Origin of the sequence: Paenibacillus sp. Lou8.1, assembly GCF_024213565.1 — a bacterium.
Lineage (GTDB): Bacteria > Bacillota > Bacilli > Paenibacillales > Paenibacillaceae > Paenibacillus > Paenibacillus polymyxa_B.
On sequence record NZ_JANAVN010000004.1, the window covers coordinates 272,880 to 294,259 of the forward strand.

Below are 21,380 nucleotides of genomic sequence, written 5' to 3' on the forward strand. Positions count from 1 at the left end.
CCTTACTTCCAAAATGTTACTTCATCAAATACCTGTTCCTTGCTCCATACTTCTGTTCCCGTTTCAAAACAATCTGCCCACGGAACACGCTGCTTACGTAACGTAGCAACTTCATCGGGTCCGTTATATTCCTGATAACAGACTGTTTTCTCGTTCGCGACATTGTTCCAATTGTCCCAGCCACGTGGGTCAATATGATCGCCCATTTTACAATCGACAAATACGGTCTTGGCATACTCCCGCCACGGACGCCCCAAAAAAACCGGGGTAATATCAGCTTCTGCGGTTAAGTAGCAATGGTTGAATACATAACCATACGCTTGTCCTTGCGGCGTAGAGGCGGCTGTGACGTAGCTCGTTTGGTTGTCATGATGGCGTAAACTGCGAATCTCGCAATCTTCAAAATACGCGGTAGCCCCACCAAAAATAAAGTCCACCGTCCCCTCTATATAACAATGCTGGTAGAGCTGTCGATAGTGCCTATGATGCTCCTTCAAATGGATTCCACCAAACTGGAGTCGTTCTTTCGGTGCAGGAGGTAGAGGGCCTGTAAATAAAGTATCCTGGTGCCCTTTAAAGGTACAGTTTCTAAAGACCGTTTCATCACAATGAGCGTATACCGCAACGGCCTGCCCAATGGCTTCTCCCTGTTCTGCCGTGTTGGAAATCGTGAGATTTTCCAAGATCAGATGGCTACCACCTAAAAATAAAGTAGGTGTCGCAAAGGTCCCTATTTCCTCACCCGCTTCATCCCGCTCCTTGGCATACCGATCCATTCGAATCTCTACCTGTCCGACGCCTATAATATGAAGATATGAACGGTAAATTCGTACCTCTTCCTCATAAGTACCTGATAAAATAGTTAGCGTTTCCATTTCGTTGGAATCCGACTGCTCCAATACAGCAATCGCCTCCTGAATCGTATGGAAATCGCAAAAGGATTCTTTTCCAACTAGCATGGTTACCCCGATCCTTTCATTTGATTTACAGGTGTTCAGCTAAAAATAACTGCCACGCCATTCGCATTTCCAACGTCTCCATATGTCCACCGCCCGCAATCACAGGCTGCCAATGCTCAGGGTGACCTGCTTCCTGGTAAGCTTCCAGCAGACCTTTTGCCAAATGCTCGACTCCTTCAATAGGACACATCCGATCATTTTGACCTGTTATACTCATCCGTGGACGAGGTACGATCCGCTTTTGAATATCCAAGGTGGTAAAATGCTTCAACAAGCCAGGGACATAGGAATAGAAACCATGATGATCCAACCCCCTTTTGGCGATTAGCGTATGGGCATCTACCTGTCCACAAATATCAACCGTCACCTGTATCCGTTCATCTAACGCAGCCATCCACCATGCCATGAGTCCGCCCATCGACATACCGATTGTTGCGATACGGGAAGCATCAATATCTTCACGCTCGCACATATAATCCACCAAGCGACGGTTATCATACAGCATCATGCCCCACAGCACTTGGCCCTGCCAGAGCATTTCCTTTACCAGCTCGCTCTCGGTTTTGCCCCCACGTTCATTGAAACCCCACATGTCAATGCAGCATACACAGTACCCCATGTCTGTCAGGGTAGTAGCAAACGAGGGCTGCTGCAAGTAAGAGCTGCTATGGATCAGTTCCTTGCGCCCGTTCGTATAATTGCCTCCATGCGAATGGTTAAAAACGACCAATGGAAACGGACCGTTCCCTTGTAAGGGTGTAGCTACATAAGCGGGTACAGACTCGATCCCGTTCAAGTCGAGCAGGAGACTCTCCAGTCGGTATCCCTCGCGCTCTTCTTGATTCAGCAGAGTTGCCGTTACAGGGCGATCTGCCGGAAGGTCGCCCAACAATGCTTGCAACTTATCCACGTTGTACCTCCTTTTATGCCCTTCTAATTCATCCTATTTTGTTCAGAAGGTTGTATCGTTACTTGTTCTATCAGCTTTTCGGGCTGAACTGTATTCTTCGAATGACAACGATTGATTTCAACGTCTTCTCCATTTTCAATGTAAAAGGCAGGACCTTCATAATTCTCAATCGTCACATGTTGAAAACGAATATCCTTCACATTACCTAGATAAAAACCACGGTTGTTCATATCTTCAATCCCTGTCATCATCGCCGGACGACCGGGAATTGCATTTTTAGCCATAGAAATATCAATATTGGAAAATGTAATTTCAGCAATATATTGCTCTGCAAGTCCGTATAAGAATCCAGCAGCCGCATGAACCTGTCGTGCCGTAATATCGGAAAAATGGATTCGTCTAAAGCACGGGGTTTCATTGGTAACCGGATAGGGATTTTTATCCCACACATATTTGTCTTTGCCCCGAGGGCCGCAGAAATAATAAAGGTTCAGAATAAATGGACAAATTACATCTTCCATCACAATGTTGCTGACGCGAATATCCTCGATGGTTCCGCCACGTCCTCGTCTGGATTTCAGACGTATCCCCCGATCCGTTTGCTTGAACACGCAATTACTGATCGTAACATTACGGATATCACCACTCATTTCGCTTCCCAGTACGACTGCGCCATGTCCATGCACCATCGTACAGTTGGTAATCGTAATATTTTCACATGGAATTCGCTCTTGTGTATCTTCGGTTCCTGCTTTGATGGCAATACAATCATCGCCCACATCTATATTGCAGTTGCTAATACGAACATTGGAACAGGATTCAGGATTAATGCCATCCGTATTGGGGGAGTCCGCGGGGTTAAGAATGGACAAATTATCAATCGTAACGTTATAGCAAGCGATGGGGTTTACCGTCCAACTGGGGGAATTTTTTAACATAACATCTTTAATGGTAACCCGCTGACAACGGTCAAAGCTGATTAATTTGGGTCTCGGATACTGTAATTCCTCTGGATGATTCCGGTGCTTTTCCCACCAGGGTTGACCATTTCCCTCCAGCGTTCCGCTACCTGTAACTGATATATTCTCAAGGTTCTGTCCATAAATGCATGACGCATGCACTTCCCGCTGAACGCCTTCCCATCTGGATTCTACTACAGGGTAATCAGCCAGTTCCGTACTGAAGGACAGAGTTGCGCCAGGGCTTACATGCAGCTCAATGTTACTTTTCAGAAAGATAGCTCCTGTCAGATACGTCCCTGACGGAACATAAACGGTTCCTCCTCCAGCATTGCTGGCCGCTTCAATGGCAGCCGCAATCGCTTCCGTAGCCAACGTCGTACCATCCTGAACTGCTCCATAATCTACAATGTTATACAATTGCATTTCGTTCTCTCCTGTCTTTATATTTTGTGGATGTTAGATCCATTTTGTATTGGGAAAGCATAAGCTGCCCCCGGGTTTCAATATCCAAGAAATCATTCAAGGAGTCTGGGGGCAACAGCCATGCTCAGCTTTTATTTTTTCGTTTTCTTATACGCTTCCTCGTACTCAGCAGTAATCCGTGATCCACCGGAGTTTTTCCAGTTTTCTACGGCTGCTTTAAACCCGGCTTCGTCAAGCTCACCCATAATAAATTTGAAGGAGGCGTCGGTAATGATTTTCTCCAGTTCTGTTCCTTGCTCATTAGCAGTGACTGAATCCAGTGGCACGGTCGGGTCCAGAACAGCAAATTCATTATTTTCACGGACTAATTCATTAGCCAGTTCCTTTTCTGGATTGGCATCTTTTAAGTTATAGGTCACTTCACTTGGTCTGGAGCTTGAAAACGGCTGAACATCTGCTTGCCACAAATCTGTATTCGTAATTTTGAAGGCTCCATCTTTTTCGATTTTATAATGAGTGCCTTCAATACCGCCGGTCATATACATATATACATCTTTGTCAATTAAATCATCTACAAATTGCAGCAGTCTCTTCAACTCAGCTTCCGTTTTCACTTCGGATTTTGGAAATGCCAGCAAACCTCCTACCCCGCTTCCTTCAGACCATACGTGGTATTTTCCATCTCCATTCGAAATCTTGTTAACCGGTACCAGCTTCAGTCCCTTTTGTAGGCCTTGGGACAAGGTTCTGAGGTTAGAGATATCGATCATGCCCGTATAAATACCTGCTTTACCTTGTGCAAATTGTTGCTGCTGATCCGTTTTAGCGGTTACAGCAAAGTCTTTAGAGAGATATCCATTTTTGTATAATTTATTGGAATACTTTAAGGTCTCCAAATATTGAGGAGTATCAAATTCTGGCGTAAACTTTCCGCTTTCATCTACTTTCCAGCCATTAGGTGTGCCAAAGTAGGAACTTAAAGTTTTGAAGCTGCTGTAGCGTAGATCCGATCTGTCAACAAACCCAGTCGTATCATTTTTTCCATTTCCATCCGGATCATCTTCTGTAAACGCTCTCGCAACTTCATACAACTCATCCAGTGTCGTCGGCACCTTCAGTCCTAAGCGATCCAGCCAATCCTGACGAATGACCAGACCCGCCCGAGCCAGATTCTTCTGGAACGGAACGCCATACAGTACCCCTTCAATGGATGCGGCTTCCCGAACTTCAGGCGGGATCTTCTTCAAATTTTCATAATCATCCAAATACTTTCCTACATCCCAGAATAGCCCTGATTTCAAAGAGCTTCGTACTGAAGAATTTGTCATCATCGTCAGCGTCACCATATCGGCCAATTCGCCGGATGCAAGCGCAGTAGTGATTCTCTCTTCTTTGGAAGCGTCAGGCACCCAATTGAACGTGATTTTAGAATTGGTGTATTCTTCAATTTTGCTTTTGATCGTTTCTGTAGGCGGAGAAGCGGTATGCAATACGTTTAACCAGGTAAATTCCAGTTTGGACTTCGGATCATAGGTTTGGCCGCTTTGATCCTCAGCTCCCTTGTCACCGCAAGCAGCTAAAAAAACACTCATGACCATTAGTACAGCAAGAAGGCCTGATACTCCCTTTTTCGTCGTGATTCCCTTTTTCATTGTGTTTGCTCCTCTTCTGTTTATATATTTATGCCATATCTTCCTCTTTCACCAGAACCTCTCGCTCTATTTTGCTGAACACCTGATGCGTCATCCACATCACGAGATAACCCATAATACTTGCTCCGGCAAAAGTTAGAATTCCTGGGTACAAGCCTAGAATCAATGCAAAAAGCACGACAATGGCTACAAAAAGAACAAGCGTATATTGTAAATACGAAAATCCAATCACTATCGACATTTTGACCTTCAGTCTGATACCTTTCCAATCATAGTGAGCCAGTAGCGGGAAAATGTAGGCCAAAGAGATGAGATACAAAAAGGCTCCAATAAGCGTCACCACACGAACATACCAGGACGAGACGTTGACTATATCCACGTAGAGCACGTAACCCACAAGGCTGTAAAGCCCGCCAATGATTGCTGCTTCTTTAAAGCTTTCTCTAAAGTAACGTACAAACGTCGAGAAAATGGCGACTTCCTCATTGCCCCGAATCCACTGCCTTAAAATACTAAGCATAGCAACGGTTGCAGGTCCGACGCCTATAAAACCCAAGCCCAGAATCGTCGCTACCGTCCAAAGCAAATTAAGGTAGACCAGGCGCAGCAGGCGCATGCACCATTTGTTCATGTTTTCTACAAACCGTACCATTTTGCATCCTTCCCGTCGTCATTAGTAAACGCCGTCTTCACCAAATTTCTTGGCCAGTCGATTGGAGCCCATAATCAGGATTAAACCTACCACACCTTTAAAAAGTCCTACCGTCGTACTGAAACTTAATTGTCCATTCTTTAAACCCGCAGTATAAATGTAGGTGTCAAAGATTTCGGCAACCTCGCGATTTAATGAGTTCAATAACAGATACATATGCTCAAAGCCCAAATCCAACGTGCTACCGATTTTCAAAATTAACAATGTAATAATGACTGGGCGGATCGCAGGCAAGGTAACGTGCCATGTCTTTCTCAGGCGTCCAGCTCCGTCCATCTCTGCTGCCTCATACAATTGCGTATCTACCACTGTAATCGCAGATAAATAAATGATGGTAGACCAGCCGAGTTCCTTCCAAATCACTTGCCCGATGTAGACGGTTCGCAGCCATTGGGGAGAAGTTAAGAAGCTGATCTTCTCACCGCCTAGCGCGGCAATCATTTCATTCAGCACCCCACCGTCTACGGTTAGGAATACATAAGAAATCGAAACAATGATAACCCATGACATAAAGTGCGGGATGTAGATGATGGTTTGAATAATGTTCTTAAAAAACATCTTCCTAACCTCGTTCAGCATGAGTGCCAAAATGATGGGCAATGGAAAAAAGATTACAATGTTCAATGCGAACAAAACCAGCGTATTGCGAAGCAGCATAAAAAACGTAGGCTCGGTAAACAAACGAATAAAATGCTTCATTCCTACCCATGGACTGCCCGTGATTCCCTGAAAAGCTTGATAATCCTGAAATGCAATCACCAATCCTCCCATAGGAAAATACTTAAAAATAATGAAGTACACCAGTCCGGGTAAAACCATTAAATAGAGCAACTTGTGTTTCTGCATTCGTAAAAGGCTTTCCGTCGTTCTTTTGTTCTTTTTCATTTTCATGTTTGGTGCGGGGACACTTGAAACTTTCATTAGTTCGACCTCCTTCAAACGTTCCTGTATACGTTTTCAAGAGTATGCGATTTTCGGCATTCCGCATATAATCATCAAATGATAGCGTTTACAAAACTGGGTGTGCACCTACTTTTCAACCTTATCACCTTAGCTAATGATTACTACACAACCTAATGAGCATCCGCTTATTTCCATGATTAGAGAACACCTCAAGATTTGATTATATACGGAATTCTTTCCTCTTGATAAAGTTGACATGTAAACGATTACGAGGAGGTCAACCACATTGACACAGCCATTACGAAAACAAAAATTACGAAAAAAGGAATCGCTGGGCAGCCGTATTTTCAACATTGTAAACAGTACACTATTGATTCTCATTGCCCTCACTTGTCTCTTACCTTTTTTGAATATCATTGCCAGCTCTTTTGCCTCAACCGAAGAAGTGATAGCCAAGAAGTTCATTTTATTCCCAGTTACTTTTTCCTTGGATGCCTACCGCTATATTCTGTCGACTCCCACCATTTTTAGAGGTCTCGGGGTTTCGGTCGGAGTAACGATCGTCGGTACAGTTGTAAGTATGATATTTACTGCTTTTATGGCTTATGGATTATCCCGAAGATATCTACTAGGCCGCAATACGATTAACTTCATTGTCGTGTTTTCTATGCTGTTTAGTGGGGGGATGATTCCAACATTCCTGGTTGTAAAAAGCATGGGGCTTATCAACTCGTATTGGTCCTTGATTCTTCCCGTGGCCATTAATGCGTTTAACCTGATTATCATGCGTAACTTTTTTCAGGCGCTGCCAGATGATCTGGAGGAATCAGCCAAGATGGACGGGTGCAACGATTTTGGTATCTTCTTTAAAATTATGTTGCCGTTAGCCCTGCCTTCTATTGCAACCATCTCTCTATTCTACGCTGTTGCCTACTGGAATACGTATATGCACGCCATTCTCTATATCAATGATTCTGCCAAATGGCCGATTCAAGTCTTGCTACGACAAATTGTAATCGTTTCCAGTGGTATGCAGGCAGAAGGAACTGCTGTAGATGTCATCCCGCCTGCGCAGACCATTAAGATGGCAGTCATTGTCATTGCGACCGTTCCGATGTTAATCGTATATCCATTCGTACAAAAGCACTTTGTCAAAGGAGCTTTATTAGGAGCGGTAAAAGGCTAATTGGCTTGCTTCATCTTTCGGTAAGCTCCCGGTGTAACCTGTTCCTTTTTCCGAAAAGAGCGGATAAAGTTTTGCGAATTATGATATTGCAGTCGCTCGGCGATTTCTTTAATCGTCATATCTGTCTCAACGAGCCATTTCTTGCCCATTTGTAGCCGGTAGCCCATCAGATATTCACTAAACGTCGTTCCGTATTCTTTTTTGAAAATACTGCTTAAATAATTCGGATTGTAATGAAGTCGGTCTCCAATGAGTTCTAATGATAATTCCTGGTCATATTCAGCACGGATAATAGCAGCAATTTTTTCCGAGAGACATCGGAATTGCTGGTTGGTCTTCTCCTTCATGCTTTTTACCATGGGGAAAATAACTTGCTCGATCAGCATACGTTCTATCTCTTCCGGGTTACGGATGTCCAGCAAACGATGATACAAGGCATGATTGTCTTGCGTCAGCAGCACTTCAATCCCTAATAGTTGCTCCAATTGGATGAGGTTATTCACAAATCGTACCAACAGCACTTCAAAGTTCATGGAATGATTATTTTTTATCATCATTTCCTCTAATAAAGAGTGCACGGTATGATATACCTGCTCTTCGTCCCCTATTCGGATGGCATCAAACAGTTTTGATTCCAATTCCGTAGGATAATGAAGCAGCACCGGACCTGAAATGACCATGGAAATATCTTCATAAAAAATAATCGACTCTTTGCCTAAATTTAAACGGTGATGCAAAGCTTGCTTGCTCATCTCACAGGCTTCTTTACTTTCTAATAAGTTATCATACACCGTACTAATGCCGATGCTGATGGATACATTCAAATACTCTTTTACGTTTCGAACTAAAAGGGTCGCATCATCTAGGACTTGCTTTCTCATTTCCTGTTCGCTCTTACCTGTCAAAATTAATATGGTGGCCTGAGTGTTATCGTTCAAAATGATGGGAAGCATTCGCTGCTGCTCTGGAATCGTTTCTTCTACGATTTTGTTAATAGCCAGCAGCAAAACGTCTTTATCCGAGGGCTCTCGATCTCCCAGATTATCCAGTTGGACTAACAAGGTAATATACATTTGATTCTCGATCTGCGGATAACCCAGGCGTGGCATTTTTCGTGCCAATTCCTCTGCAGAAATACGTTTGCGGAACAGGTTGAGAATCAATTGGGTTTCCAACTGTGGCATTTCGGACTGAATGAGACTTTCCAAGCTTTCCTTCTCGGTTACAATGTTGTCGATGGAATTAATAATCCATTCAATTTCATTTTTAGAAGGTTCATTTTTGAAAGCGAAATTAGGATTTTTAGGCAAGCTTCGTTTTATTTGCTGAAATGGCTTTGTAAAGTAAATGGCAATGAAGTACGCCACTACCACCATTAAGAGCGTTAATACAAGTCCCATCATGATGATTCCAAATTTGGTCGTTTGAAAGGCATCCGCAATTTCTTTCTTATCCAATACCGTTAAGTAAGTCCAATTGTTATAGGCAGATTTGGCGTAAATGACTTGTCGTGCAGGCTGCTGATCCGTTTTCTCCAAAGTTAACATACCTGTGTTGTTCGGCTTCACTGTAGCTTCTGAAATGTGCTGAAGCTGCTGGGTGGACAATAATTGTTCAGCAGGCTGGGTTTCATACATTAAATCGCCTTGTTTATTCAAAATAAAAACAGCCATATGATCCTCGATTTGAATCGTATGATTTAACGTTTGCAGCGAAATATCCGACAAAGCAATGGCTTGCTTCTTCTTAGAGAATACAGGCAAGGTATTCACAAAACGAATTCCTTTATCTGTTTTAACCCAGAATAGCCCCTTCTCTTGGTGGTCGATATAGGTACTAATCAGCTTTTCTCGTTCCGTTTTCGTCAAATAGGACAGGCTACCATTGGAGATTCTCCAATTCTGATCCAGACTGATTAGTGAATATTCCGTTCCTTCTAATCCCATCGTAGCAATATAATTGAGCTGAGTATTCACATTCCGATACGCTATAAAATCTTTTTCTGTAATGGGATTTTTCACAACATCATTAAAGGAACTGGTCGTGCTATACGTATTAAAAGCATATTCAATCGTTTGGATTTTCTGCTCCAGGCTATTTCTGATCTGTGCCATGTAGCTTTGCTTGGTATTGGAAACTCTCTCCACAACGGAGCTAATTGTTGTAAAATAGATGTAGCTGCCAAAACTGGCCACCAATCCTACTCCCAAAACCAGAATCGTAATAAAAATAGTGTAGAACATTCTTCCTTTTTTCATTGCGCTCCCCCTCTGGCTCTTTGCATCACAACAAAATTATAGCGCTTTCATAACAAGGTTTAAATCATTTTTTTCACGTGTGCATTATTTTTTACATCCGTATCATTCCAATTTAAGTCGATTTTGTTTGGTTTGCGGCAGTTAAAAAGAAATTTGGAGGAGTTACTTATGTTACATGTGGTTAGTCCTAAACAACCGATTATAAAAGAAAAATTTCCGTCAGACACTTCTTTTCTCTCCCTCTATCCCGTAGCAGTTCGTGAAGCTCGTCCTTTTATATTGGTATTACCTGGCGGTGGCTACGAGCATTTGGCCTCACATGAAGGAGAGCCTATAGCTCGGTGGTTGAATGATCTAGGTATTCATGCGGGTGTGCTGGAGTATCAAGTCGGCGATTTCGAGATTACTTCCTTGTTGGAGGATGTAGAACATGCTCTGCAATGGATTCGCCAAACACGGCATGACTGGCTAGTCATTCCTGATCAAGTGGGGCTCATCGGTTTTTCTGCAGGCGGTCACTTGGCCTCCATTGTCTCCACTATAGGGACAGTAAAGCCAGATCTTCTGTTGTTGGGATACCCTGTAATTTCATTTCATGAGCCTTATACACATATCGGAAGCCGTACACATTTTTTAGGTGAACAGCCGACGCCGGAGCAGCTTCAAGCCTTTTCATCCGATCAGCAAGTAACTTCACAGACACCTCCAACTTTGATGTGGACTACAGCTAATGATGGCGCTGTACCAGTAGAAAATAGTCTGTTGTTCGCTTTTTCATTATCCAGAGAACATATTCCGTTTGAACTGCATGTATTTGAGGAAGGGCGACACGGATTGGGACTGTCAGAGGACAACCACGAATGCCGTCAATGGCTTGATCTGGCGGAAACTTGGCTTCAAAAACATGGATATGCTCAGGCAAGGCAACAGATGACAACTCGACTGTTTATCGCCGGGGACTCCACTGCAGCTCAAAAAGGGGCTACCGAAAAACCGATGACAGGCTGGGGTGAACACTTGCAAAGCTATTTGGCACCGTCTGTTCATGTGGACAATCGTTCTGTCAATGGGCGAAGCACCAAATCTTTTATAGCAGAAGGCCGATTAGCTGATATTGAAAAAGATATTCAAGCTGGAGACTATCTGTTTATTCAATTTGGACACAACGATGAGAAAAAAGAAGACCCCACTCGCTACACCGATCCTGATGGAGAGTATCGTCAAAACTTAATTCAATACATTCAGTCCGCTCGGGAGCGTGGTGGAATTCCAGTCTTATTGACCTCTGTAAGCCGCCGACGATTCACCGCAGACGGTGAACCTGATCTGTTGGCTGTAGGAGCCTATCCTGCTGCCATGAGAAAAGTAGCCGCGGAAACCAAGACACCCCTGCTCGATATTTTTGAAGCTTCTCAGCAGCTTTATCGTTCAATGGGTGAAAAAGAGTCACAGCAGCTATTTATGCATTTGCCTGAAAAAGCACATCCTAATTACCCCGCTGGTGTAACGGATAATACCCATTTTTCTGACGAAGGAGCCAAACAGGTGGCCCAGCTTGTAGCGGAAGCCATTCGACAGTGTGCGGAACTGTCTGCATTAAAACAGCGTATCGTAGAAAGGAATCTAGACAGCGATGAGAAGCTTGCACATCAACTTGTCAACTGATATCAAGAACTAAATAGATACAAACACAAAACGGACTTGGAGCTAATCACTCTGACGTCCGTTTTTTATTCCGTGTGGATCAAAGACTATACAGCTAGGAGAATAGTTCAAAAGTACAGTAAAGACTTATTGGGAGTATTATCGTCCCTAGCGCGTCCGCATCTGTAGGCCCTTCTCCGGTAATTACGCCTGTCGTAGAAGTTAACGGAGTATACTACAGAACGGCTACGTTGCCACGTAATTATTCCTATGCGTTGTCAAATTACCCAGGGGATACTTATAAAGTGGCGAGCGGAAATGTCACCGTCTCCGCTTCCGGGGTGGTAACCACCACTACTGCAACGAATGCAAGAGTTGAGATTTACGGCGGTAACGGTAAATTGAGAATGGTATACACTGTTAAGGTATCTTAAGATAAAAACGGTAAAAGTAGCACTGTCCGTTTATTGGGGCAGTGCTACTTTTATGGACGGGCTGATGTCACCCCATTCTCATAGCTATTCAATGTCCTGTTCTTTGAACTCTAAAGATCATGTTTAAACCGAATCCAATTAAAACGAGGCCCGTAGCTTTATCAATAACATTTTGTACTCTCGGAGACATTAACCATTTCCTTACATAACTCAACAATAATACGATTGTGGCAAACCAAACAATGGAAACAGCTGCACAAAGTAAAAAATGAAGGCTTGATTGTAGCCAGGCATAATAAATTTCGGTAAAAACGTGAGAAAAATTAGTTATTTGTAAATATTTATAGAAAAATAGATCTAGTTCTGATAGACTATTGCTACTATATTTTTATGCTGGAGGATATTGGGTTCATGAAAAATAAAGCTTTTTTCTCTCTTTTGTGTGCTTTTATTATTTTTATAATGGGATTAACAGCATGTGGAGTATCATCAAGTAAAGATCATTCATTATTATCTAAAGAAGAATTTGAACAAATGTACGTCAATGCTGATCAGTTTGAAGACCGCTCTATTGATTTTTATGGACAAATCACTAATGGTCCTAAGGAGGATAGAGATGGGATTTATGTTCAAGTAAATGCTGATCCGAAAAATAATGAAAAAAACACTTTTGTCTACGGCAATAGTTTTTCCAGCTTCTCTAATGCAAAAGAGAATGATTTTATCCACGTAACCGGTACTGTCATTGATAAATATCGCTATAGAACGACCTACGGCACCTACACCTCAGCTCCTGCCATCTCGGCAAATAAAATAGAAAAATCTATGTTTATTGATCCTACATTGAGCACTATAGAAGTAAATAAGTCAATAAAACAAAAGGGCTATATCATGACTCTTCAAAAAGTCGAGTTTGCTGAAGAGGAAACACGGATTTATATGGCAATCGAAAACAAATCTAAAAACACGATAAATTATTATGACTTTTATACTAAATTGGTTCAAGGAAACAAACAATACGAACCAACGACTGATAGTGTAAGTTATACTTATCCTGCGTTACAGTCTGAAATATTACCTGGTATGAAGACAGAAGGAATTCTGACATTCTCAAAAGTTGACTCTTCTACGGGCTTAACCTTAATTGCAAAGGGGTCTGCGGAGGATTTTTCCATTGAATATAATCCGTTCAAGTTTAAAATCTCAAAAAAATAGTCTTTTGGGAGCTTCTCCTAGCGTATAGATTGCATCCCCTAGAATAGATATTGATCCCCACTGGGTAGCTTAATATATTCTAAGGGGGCATTCTTCATGGCAATGAAAGATTAAAAAAATTAAATCACATTTAGAAAAAGTGAAGAAAGAGAAGGTTCGCTGCAAATTATAATCGCTCCCTAATAAAGGGGCTATTCCCCTCCATTTTCTCACCCTCTATAAACAACAAAAAAACCCTTGCTACGCAAGGGTTTTTGAGGAAATGGGCCCTGAGGGACTCGAACCCCCGACCAATCGGTTATGAGCCGACCGCTCTAACCAACTGAGCTAATTAAAACGTTATACTTAGATATTGTATGCTCGTAAAACCATTAATCACAAGATTCCTTACATTTGTTATATCACTAGATTTTAATAAGTTCGTTAGCAAATACGTTAGCATTTATACTTATTTCTCACATTGATTTAAATAAACTGATTATTTTAAGATAAAAAAATTATTATTTTTTGAACTTTAAAGTCTCTTTAATTTTTTGAAAAACTTCTTTTAATTTTTCATCATGGCTTTCCAATCTTTTTATCTCTCCATATTTCGTATGGAAATAATTAGGATATGGAATATAATCAGTATTATTTTTTTTTGTCTTAATAAAGCTAAATATTGTTTTATCAAGCTTCTTCAAGGTATAAGCAATTACCTCAATATCGTTAATCCCTAAGTAATCAATATACTTAACGTTCGGATGCAAATCTTCCAGCCACTTTTTATCTTCAAGCCGACGATGATATTTCGGTAACCTTGGAAATGAATGATTAGAAACAGAGAAAATAAAGACCTTATTGGCTCCATTAAATTTTTGGGGATCTTGCTTCAATATCTCTGAATATGTTTTATTTGCTTGTTGTATTGGTTTCATTACATACTTTTGAAAATCCTCTAATGTTGTTTTTTTATCAGCTTCTAGTTTAGTTTGTGTTCTAATTCTACCACTTTTACACTCAATAACTAATAATGATTTTCCTAGCAAGATGTAAGCATCAGAAGATAATTCACCTTGCTTTTTTCCATAAGAAAATTCATCAATAAATTTGTAAGATTTTATTTTTGCTTCTTTCACAGCATCTTTTAACAAATCAGAAATATAAATTTCGAAAATGCGACCATAAAATCTGAAAAAAGATTCATCTTTTGCTCCAAAACAGTTTCTTATCTTAAAGAATAATCCATCAAAAATAACAGAATTCATGTTGCCAGGTGAACTTGGAAAAGAAACACTTTGGGATTTAAAAATAGGAGTTATTAATAATGGCTCAAAATCATAAGGATTATCTATCGTTGCTCTTGCCCACTCCTTTAGATTCAATGGGTCAATACACAAATCATTGTAAATGGCCAAAGCCGTTTCTTTTATACTGATATTTTCAAAAAAAAGCTCAGGATCAATCCCCCAATCTACTTTTTGAATTATTTCTTCGAATTTCCTACCTTTTATAGATGAGGCACTCAATGAAAAAATCACTGAAATATATTCAGAAATAGTATAACCATATTTGTTTTCGAAAACTTCATGAATATTGATGTAATCTTGTGGTTTAAACCGTTCTGCTGATCTTGCTATTTCTTCAAACATCATATGTTGGTGCAATAAGGCACGATCCATTTGTGTATTTCTTACAAATAACGAACTCTTAAGAACAGCATCTTCTACATCTTCATAATCATCAATTTTGTCCACCATATAATCTGATATCTTTAATACAGTCATAAAAACATTGAACGATACATTAAAATCATTTTGGAAGCTATATTGTGGATTCCTAGTTCCGTAAGCAATAAACCATTTCATTGCATACATTAGATTGTTAACATCAAACGGTTCCATGTTTTCTATAAACTCTTGTTCACCTACAAATCTTTTCAATATACTTTTTAATTCTTTTCTCGACACGTCGTCTAATACACTGAATTGTGAAAGGATTGATAAAGCTTCGTCTAAATTAATACACCTGATATCTGATTTTATCTCCATTTCAGAAGCTTTCTTTTGAAATATTTCTGAATACGTAAGACATGTTTTGATATAAGAACTCATAGCTGAAAAATTTCCTGACATAAGATCACCTTAATTTTAGTTTTTGATTAACTCTACCTCTCACAAGCTACTCCATCATGATCCCTATCTAATTTTAATCTGTACCCAGGTTCCCCCTCATAAAGCGGAGCAGCTCCATCGACTTTCGCTTCAGAGCAATTTTTATAGAAGACATACTCTGTTGACTCTGTTGGCTCAGGGGCAGACATAACAACTTCTTTTTTTGGTGCAGACGGTTTATCATGTGACGATGAGCTGTTGTGCTTATGCTCACTATTAACTGTAGCTGTGGGTTTTTTCGCCACTTGCTCATGGAATCCATCTTCCTGAGCATAGTTCTCAAGACTCCAGATTCCTACTCCAGCCTTTCTCGCTGTCGTTTGGATCGCTTCAAACTGGTCGACGTACTTTACGTTAGGTTGATAGACGTACGCTACTCTGGCGTAACCTTGCTCCAAAAGCTGCTCATTCAGCATCTTGTCACCAACCCATACATAGCCGAGTAAGCGACCATATTTATCACGCTCAGAGATGTCCAGTTCCAACTCCAAATTGCCTTTTTTCAATTGTTTTAATGTGAAGTCAGATGCTTCTTTGGCAAACGGTTGAACTGGCGTTCCCTGCTTCACGCTCTCTGGTGTATCAACCAGCAGAAGACGAATCTTTTCCTCCTTGCCTTTCACCAAAGCTTTGAATGTGTCGCCATCCGTACCCTCAATCAGTGTAATAGGAAGACGATTTTTTGGATTAGTTCCCTTAGCAGGATCAGCAGTAGTAACAACAGGTGAAGTTTGAGCAGCATTGGCCGAGACCGGCTCTGCTTTCTGCTCAGTCTTTACAGTCTGTTCAACTGGAGCTACTGTAGGAGCGGCGACCTTCGTTTCGTCTTTATGTACAGTGATATTGATAAGAAAGAAGACGAAAAAAATACCGGCTAATGAAAATAACACTGTAGCCGATTTACTCTTTTGATTAGCTGCCTTTCCAATCTGGTATCTTTTATAGCCCCAATACCCTAGACCACCTGCAATAATAAGTAACCCAAAATACTGTATGATCGCCAAGACTATCATGATGATAAATAAAAAACCTAGTATCTTTGCTGTACCAATGTTTTTATTGCTTCCCCTACTCATAGTTCCTCCTTGGGTATTTAGTTGTAGGATAAATATACCACGTCGATTTTCCAAATTCTACGTATATATGACAAAAACCCTGAGATTGTCCCAGGGCTTACAGAAATATTTATTACGTACGGTTTTAGATTTTTCTGAAGATCTTTTATTGTAACTGAAAATTTCATAATTTAAAGTTTATCACCAAGCTCTTTAACTAAACGTTTTGAAGCGTATTTGGGACAGCCTGACACATTCATACTTAGTCCAATAACTGCAGAAATGATTGAAATCACCACAGATGCACCCAAATTATTGAATAAATAGTCACCTATCACCCAACCCGCTACACCACAACCTAAAGTAAACACTATCATCATAATTAAACAAGTTATAGGTACAAAAAGAAGAAGTAGACAAACGACAAAGACCCAAGCTCCAATCCACCATTCTCCGTCTGGCCACCAAGTTCTATCAGCCCATCTACCAACGACTACACACAAAACCAAAATTTCAGCTAGAACAAACCCTTCTGCTAAACCTCCAGTTTTATAGTCTTTAATTCCCTGTGCAACTTCTTTTCGTATACTCAATACTCATCCCCCTTAGGTATGTAACGAACAATTTATCATTATGATATAAGTGAGATTTAACTTTAAATTAAGGTTAAAACTTTTAAATATATATGTTAATACTGATACATACGCATAAAAAAACACCTGACTGACTTTTACCAGCAGGATATCATCGATACTTTCGAAAGTATAATTCATCTGGTCTATTCTGTAAATATTCATAGAGAAATCTTCCTAGGTCTGATAGACTACTATAAAACATAATTTTCTTTCAAAAAAGAATCTGATCAGCTAACAATCTAAAATTGAGGAGATTACTATGAGAATCGCTATTTTCCAGTTAATATTCATTACCTTATTTCTATTATCTTCAAACTGGGCTTTTGCTTCTTCCGATCCCAAAGCCCAGTTTAACCAAAGGTACCCTAATGAAAAAATCGCTTTAATTAAAACAGAAGATATCAATTCTGATAAGAAAACAGAAAGTTTTATTCTAACGAAATCAGGAAAATTTTATCTAATAAATTCAAAAGGTATAATAGTATTTATACAAGATGAAATATATTCGGATGAGTCTTTTGAAGAACCTAATATTCAAATATTTTCACCTGCTAAAAACGAAAAACACGTAGCTGTAACTTATAATTATGCCCCATCAAATACAAAATTGTATATCTACAAACTGGAAGATGGAACATTGAAACAAAAACTGTCTATTATGGGGGATTTAGAAGTTCGTATAGAATCAGATGGTGAGATATTAGAATTTTGGAAGAATTACCGCCCAGTTGTAGGTGGATGGGATTTAGCACTTGCAACATACAAATGGGATGCTAAATATGGTAAGTATAGAGGCAATGGACAATTACCTTGAGTTATATCAACGGCCAGTCATTTTAATTAAACACCAAAAATACCCTGCCACTATAAGCAGGGTATTTTATTTTATTTTATTTTATTTAGAGTATTCACTTACTTCAAACGTAAGGATACGATCATATAGCATGTAATCCTTACGGCTGCTGAATGGACCTTTATTGTTATCGTGCTTATTAATAGCGTATGAAGCTGATCCTGATCCGGCCTGCTTACCTTCGTACCATGAGATAAAATCTTTAACCTCTTTCATGCTTAGGTCGAATTCTTTTTCCAATCCGGTTGTCATAGTGACTACAAGGATTGCACGGTCCCCAGGTGGTTGAGATGGATCGGTTGGTTCGGGAGTTGGTGTGGAACTGTCAATCTTTCCGAATATTTCTATAGTATTAACCGGAGAATTAGACAATGTACTCTGACTTCCTCCGATAACGTAAATCTGTCCACCTAATGTTATAGCCCCTGCCCCGCTTCTGGCTTGCTTTAAACTAGCCTCAGGAGACCATTTATTCTGTCCAAAATCAAAGGATTCTACTGTACTAAGTTCATAACTACGTCCACCTGCTTCAGTTTTCCCAGCAATAGCAAAAATTTTATTGGAATAGATGACAGCCTGAGCCCCTCCACGTGCTGTTAAAAGATTGGGTTTGGTTGACCAATTATCGCTGTCAGGATCATATTCAAGAAATGTATTTAGTGAAACATTTGAACTATTATCAATATGTCTACCTGCTACAAGATAGATTTTGTCCGTATGTAAAACTGCAGAGGAACCATGAATTGTATTCGGCATAGGTTTCTTTGTTGACCAGCTGTCGGAAGCTGGATCGTATACTTGGACAGTAGCAACTGAAAGTGTATTTGTTGTCATCCCACCAAACACATAAATCTTTCCCTTATATAAGACACTTGTCAACGAACCTAAAGCCTGTGGCATAGCTTTTTTAACGCTCCATGTATCTGTCTGGGTATTGTAAACTTCAACATTATTTACTGAGGAGCCTCCTGTCCAGCTAAAAGCATTACCTGTATAGCCACCGATAACATAAATATCATTTCCATAAACAACGGAAGTTGCCGCAGCACGAGCCGTAGGCATGTTACTTCCTGAAGCCCATATATTATTTTTTGGATCATAAATTTGTACATCCTTATAAGGGTTTGATCCTGAAGAACCTCCGAACATATATATCTTACCATTCAATTCAGAAACAGCACTTACCGCCCTAGGATTTTCTATAGTCGTTTTAATCGACCATTCATCGCTTACAGCTTCTGCTTTTACCTCAATAGCTGGCATATTCATGAACACTATCACTACAATTAAAATACTCCATAATGCTTTAATTTTACTTATCACTCGATCTCCTCCTAGCAATATATTGAACTATTACGAAGATAAATCATTCTTAAAAGTCTGTCTAAACATAAACTTGCTGATCTATAAATATAATCTAAATATTTGCATTTTTATTTTTTATTGGACATTAAAAAGGACTCATACCAGCTTCTACACTAGTTGAGTCCTTGTCTTTATTTCACTATGAATCTTACCTTTGTACCATCAGCATACTTATCTAACTGATGACTTACCCATGATCCTGCTCTCCGGTTATCACTAGGGGTTATGTAACGAATATCAGCACCTACCCCACCTTCAGCGCACATTGCCATCGGCCACTCGTCGCGATCATATCCTTTTTTAGTCGGATAGCCTTTGAGCGACTCCCTTCTGTTTTCTTCTGCTCCATCACGGTCAATCGTACATACAGCAGAATGTCCAGCTGCTATTGCATCTCTAATATGCGCCCCGGTTTCAGGGTAGCGTGAACTTGGGAACTCCAACGTATACCCAGCTGCTGTATGTTGGTTGATTGCTGTCGGTTCAGCATAAACACCTTGTACCGAGAAAATAGCAGCTAGTAAAAAAACAATTAATCCTCTTACGATTCCTTTTATCATACGACACCTCCATAGTATTTAAATCTTCTCAATACTATATTGAGAGACATGTCGAAGTATCGCATATGTTGTCACAAAACAAAAAAAGATCTTTTAGTTATGATCTACTAGAGAGTAAAAATTAAAATCCACTATTAAACTTTATTTTGAATATATAGACATAAATGTTTAGACTTTACTAAATATATTTTGTAAAGTCAGGACATTAGATAAAAAATTCTGGAGGACAATTGAATGAAAAGAAAAACTTATTTATTAGTAATTTTTAGTTTAGTATTCGGCTTTGTTTTTCAGACTTCCTTAGCTTCTGCAGCGGAAAATACTGAATGGGAGACTAGAAGTAGTCTAACAGAAGCGCGTGCTGGAGCAGCTTCCGCTGAAGTAAACGGGGTTATCTACATCTTCGGCGGTTCGGCACAGGGGGATCAGGCGGTAACAGGAGAAAAGAAAAACACAACATTCGGTTACAACTCACAAACGGACACTTGGAGTAGAAAAGCAGATATGCCTACTATTAGATCAGCTGCTTCTGCAGTTGCTGTAGGTGACAAGATTTATGTAATCGGTGGATACTACGGTCCTAATTCGCTGAGAACGAACAAGGTCGAAATTTACGATACAAAAACTAATACATGGACTACAGCAGCCAATATGTTAGAAGCTCGTTCTTGGGCAGCTTCAGTCCTTATGGATAATAATATATATGTAATTGACGGAGCAAATAATAGCGATATTGTACCTACAGTTGAAAAATATAATATATCCACGGATACCTGGGTAAAGTTGAAAAACTTCCCTGTTGCATTGAATGCAATGAGTGCCGTAGCTTTAAACGGAAAAATATATGCATTCGGTGGAAGTAAGTATTTCACTAGTGAAATTTCTAATTCGATCTATGAATATAACGTAGATACGGATACTTGGACAAAAAAGAATAACCTTCTCACAGCTTCAAATGTTTCTGCCACAGCCGTTTATAATGGAGAAGTTTATATAATGGGGGGGCTAGGCGAAGGGGCGATGGTATCACGTGTAGAAGTCTATAATCCAATAACAAACAAAAGCAGGCTGATAACCAAATTAACATCTAACAGAGGTCAAAGTAGTGGAGCCTTTGTAAATGGGAAGCTTTATATTATAGGCGGAACAAGTAATGGGAGGATTTTGGACACGGTTGAAAGTTACACTCTCGCAGACCCAGAACCACAAGAGCCTGTCACACCAACAGAACCAAATCCAATTGAGCCAACAACTCCTACAGGCGAACGTGCAATCTTGGTTGTGACGATGGATACTGGCCTTGATAAAGAGTTTGACCTGAGCATGAAAGAAGTTAATGATTTTATTGCCTGGTATGAGGCTAAACAAGCGGGTTCAGGTACGGCATCTTATGCAATCAATAAACATAAGAATAACATAGGTCCTTTTAGCAGTCGCAATTACTATGTAATATTCAACAAAATACTCACGTTTGAGGTAAGCGAGTATTCAACTAAATAAA

At 40.1% G+C, this 21,380-nt stretch carries 19 protein-coding genes and 1 tRNA gene; 6 read left to right on the forward strand and 14 right to left on the reverse strand.

The genetic code is table 11. The features are described 5' to 3' along the window. Positions 1-2 precede the first annotated feature (2 nt). The 6 genes from NLX78_RS07585 to NLX78_RS07610 all read right to left on the reverse strand — a co-directional run bounded on the left by NLX78_RS07585 (position 3) and on the right by NLX78_RS07610 (position 6,539). Positions 3-959, reverse strand: a complete 957-nt coding sequence (locus tag NLX78_RS07585; RefSeq protein WP_254350036.1) for a pectinesterase family protein — start codon at positions 957-959, stop codon at positions 3-5. A 25-nt stretch (positions 960-984) separates the two neighbouring features. Continuing rightward, positions 985-1,869 carry a dienelactone hydrolase family protein gene (locus NLX78_RS07590; RefSeq protein WP_250268815.1) on the reverse strand — a complete coding sequence of 295 codons (885 nt, stop codon included), beginning with the start codon at positions 1,867-1,869 and terminating at the stop codon, positions 985-987. A 23-nt stretch (positions 1,870-1,892) separates the two neighbouring features. Further along, the gene (locus NLX78_RS07595; RefSeq protein ID WP_254350037.1) at positions 1,893-3,254 is read right to left on the reverse strand and encodes a glycoside hydrolase family 28 protein; all 1,362 of its coding nucleotides are present in this window, start codon (positions 3,252-3,254) and stop codon (positions 1,893-1,895) included. Positions 3,255-3,385: 131 nt separating this feature from the next. Further along, positions 3,386-4,906: an extracellular solute-binding protein gene (locus NLX78_RS07600; protein ID WP_028540499.1), complete on the reverse strand. Its 1,521-nt coding sequence runs from the start codon at positions 4,904-4,906 to the stop codon at positions 3,386-3,388. Between the two features lie 28 nt (positions 4,907-4,934). After that, entirely contained in the window at positions 4,935-5,558 is a 624-nt protein-coding gene (locus tag NLX78_RS07605; protein WP_013311055.1) for a YesL family protein, read from the reverse strand. A gap of 21 nt (positions 5,559-5,579) precedes the next feature. Continuing rightward, complete coding sequence (locus NLX78_RS07610; protein WP_023989418.1) at positions 5,580-6,539, reverse strand: ABC transporter permease; 960 nt, start codon at positions 6,537-6,539, stop codon at positions 5,580-5,582. A gap of 268 nt (positions 6,540-6,807) precedes the next feature. Here NLX78_RS07610 and NLX78_RS07615 point away from each other — a divergent pair, with 268 nt between their 5' ends. Next, positions 6,808-7,707: a carbohydrate ABC transporter permease gene (locus tag NLX78_RS07615; protein WP_013311057.1), complete on the forward strand. Its 900-nt coding sequence runs from the start codon at positions 6,808-6,810 to the stop codon at positions 7,705-7,707. On the opposite strand, the gene NLX78_RS07620 is transcribed toward NLX78_RS07615, so the two are convergent. Then, positions 7,704-9,965 carry a helix-turn-helix domain-containing protein gene (locus tag NLX78_RS07620; protein WP_254350038.1) on the reverse strand — a complete coding sequence of 754 codons (2,262 nt, stop codon included), beginning with the start codon at positions 9,963-9,965 and terminating at the stop codon, positions 7,704-7,706. The genes NLX78_RS07615 and NLX78_RS07620 overlap by 4 nt on opposite strands. Before the next feature lie 168 nt (positions 9,966-10,133). On the opposite strand from NLX78_RS07620, the gene NLX78_RS07625 reads away from it, so the two are divergent. Beyond that, a complete protein-coding gene (locus NLX78_RS07625; RefSeq protein ID WP_254350039.1) occupies positions 10,134-11,630 on the forward strand; it encodes a GDSL-type esterase/lipase family protein in 1,497 nt (498 codons plus the stop codon). A gap of 284 nt (positions 11,631-11,914) precedes the next feature. Continuing rightward, positions 11,915-12,043, forward strand: coding sequence for a hypothetical protein (locus NLX78_RS26480; protein WP_257785365.1), 129 nt, complete (start codon positions 11,915-11,917; stop codon positions 12,041-12,043). 88 nt (positions 12,044-12,131) lie between these two features. Here the strand turns inward: NLX78_RS26480 and NLX78_RS26700 are convergent, their stop codons facing one another. Further along, on the reverse strand, positions 12,132-12,374 hold the full coding sequence (locus NLX78_RS26700; RefSeq protein WP_367987882.1) for a LysE family transporter: 243 nt from the start codon (positions 12,372-12,374) through the stop codon (positions 12,132-12,134). 80 nt (positions 12,375-12,454) lie between these two features. Between NLX78_RS26700 and NLX78_RS07635 the strand changes: the two genes are divergently transcribed. Then, positions 12,455-13,258 (forward strand): DUF4352 domain-containing protein, encoded by an 804-nt coding sequence (locus NLX78_RS07635; RefSeq protein WP_254350040.1) that lies wholly within the window; start codon positions 12,455-12,457, stop codon positions 13,256-13,258. A 263-nt stretch (positions 13,259-13,521) separates the two neighbouring features. Here NLX78_RS07635 and NLX78_RS07640 read toward each other — a convergent pair. The 4 genes from NLX78_RS07640 to NLX78_RS07655 all read right to left on the reverse strand — a co-directional run bounded on the left by NLX78_RS07640 (position 13,522) and on the right by NLX78_RS07655 (position 17,059). Beyond that, positions 13,522-13,590: transfer RNA gene (locus NLX78_RS07640), tRNA-Met, on the reverse strand. A gap of 168 nt (positions 13,591-13,758) precedes the next feature. Further along, entirely contained in the window at positions 13,759-15,372 is a 1,614-nt protein-coding gene (locus tag NLX78_RS07645; protein ID WP_254350041.1) for a hypothetical protein, read from the reverse strand. Positions 15,373-15,404: 32 nt separating this feature from the next. Beyond that, positions 15,405-16,487 (reverse strand): thermonuclease family protein, encoded by a 1,083-nt coding sequence (locus NLX78_RS07650; protein ID WP_254350042.1) that lies wholly within the window; start codon positions 16,485-16,487, stop codon positions 15,405-15,407. Positions 16,488-16,657: 170 nt separating this feature from the next. Continuing rightward, positions 16,658-17,059 (reverse strand): hypothetical protein, encoded by a 402-nt coding sequence (locus NLX78_RS07655; RefSeq protein WP_254350043.1) that lies wholly within the window; start codon positions 17,057-17,059, stop codon positions 16,658-16,660. A 301-nt stretch (positions 17,060-17,360) separates the two neighbouring features. On the opposite strand from NLX78_RS07655, the gene NLX78_RS07660 reads away from it, so the two are divergent. After that, a complete protein-coding gene (locus NLX78_RS07660; protein ID WP_254350044.1) occupies positions 17,361-17,915 on the forward strand; it encodes a hypothetical protein in 555 nt (184 codons plus the stop codon). Positions 17,916-17,996: 81 nt separating this feature from the next. On the opposite strand, the gene NLX78_RS07665 is transcribed toward NLX78_RS07660, so the two are convergent. Then, the gene (locus NLX78_RS07665; RefSeq protein WP_254350045.1) at positions 17,997-19,277 is read right to left on the reverse strand and encodes a Kelch repeat-containing protein; all 1,281 of its coding nucleotides are present in this window, start codon (positions 19,275-19,277) and stop codon (positions 17,997-17,999) included. A 173-nt stretch (positions 19,278-19,450) separates the two neighbouring features. Further along, on the reverse strand, positions 19,451-19,879 hold the full coding sequence (locus tag NLX78_RS07670; protein WP_302057302.1) for a NucA/NucB deoxyribonuclease domain-containing protein: 429 nt from the start codon (positions 19,877-19,879) through the stop codon (positions 19,451-19,453). Between the two features lie 234 nt (positions 19,880-20,113). Between NLX78_RS07670 and NLX78_RS07675 the strand changes: the two genes are divergently transcribed. Beyond that, positions 20,114-21,379 carry a Kelch repeat-containing protein gene (locus NLX78_RS07675; RefSeq protein ID WP_254350046.1) on the forward strand — a complete coding sequence of 422 codons (1,266 nt, stop codon included), beginning with the start codon at positions 20,114-20,116 and terminating at the stop codon, positions 21,377-21,379. The last annotated feature ends 1 nt before the right edge of the window (position 21,380 follow it).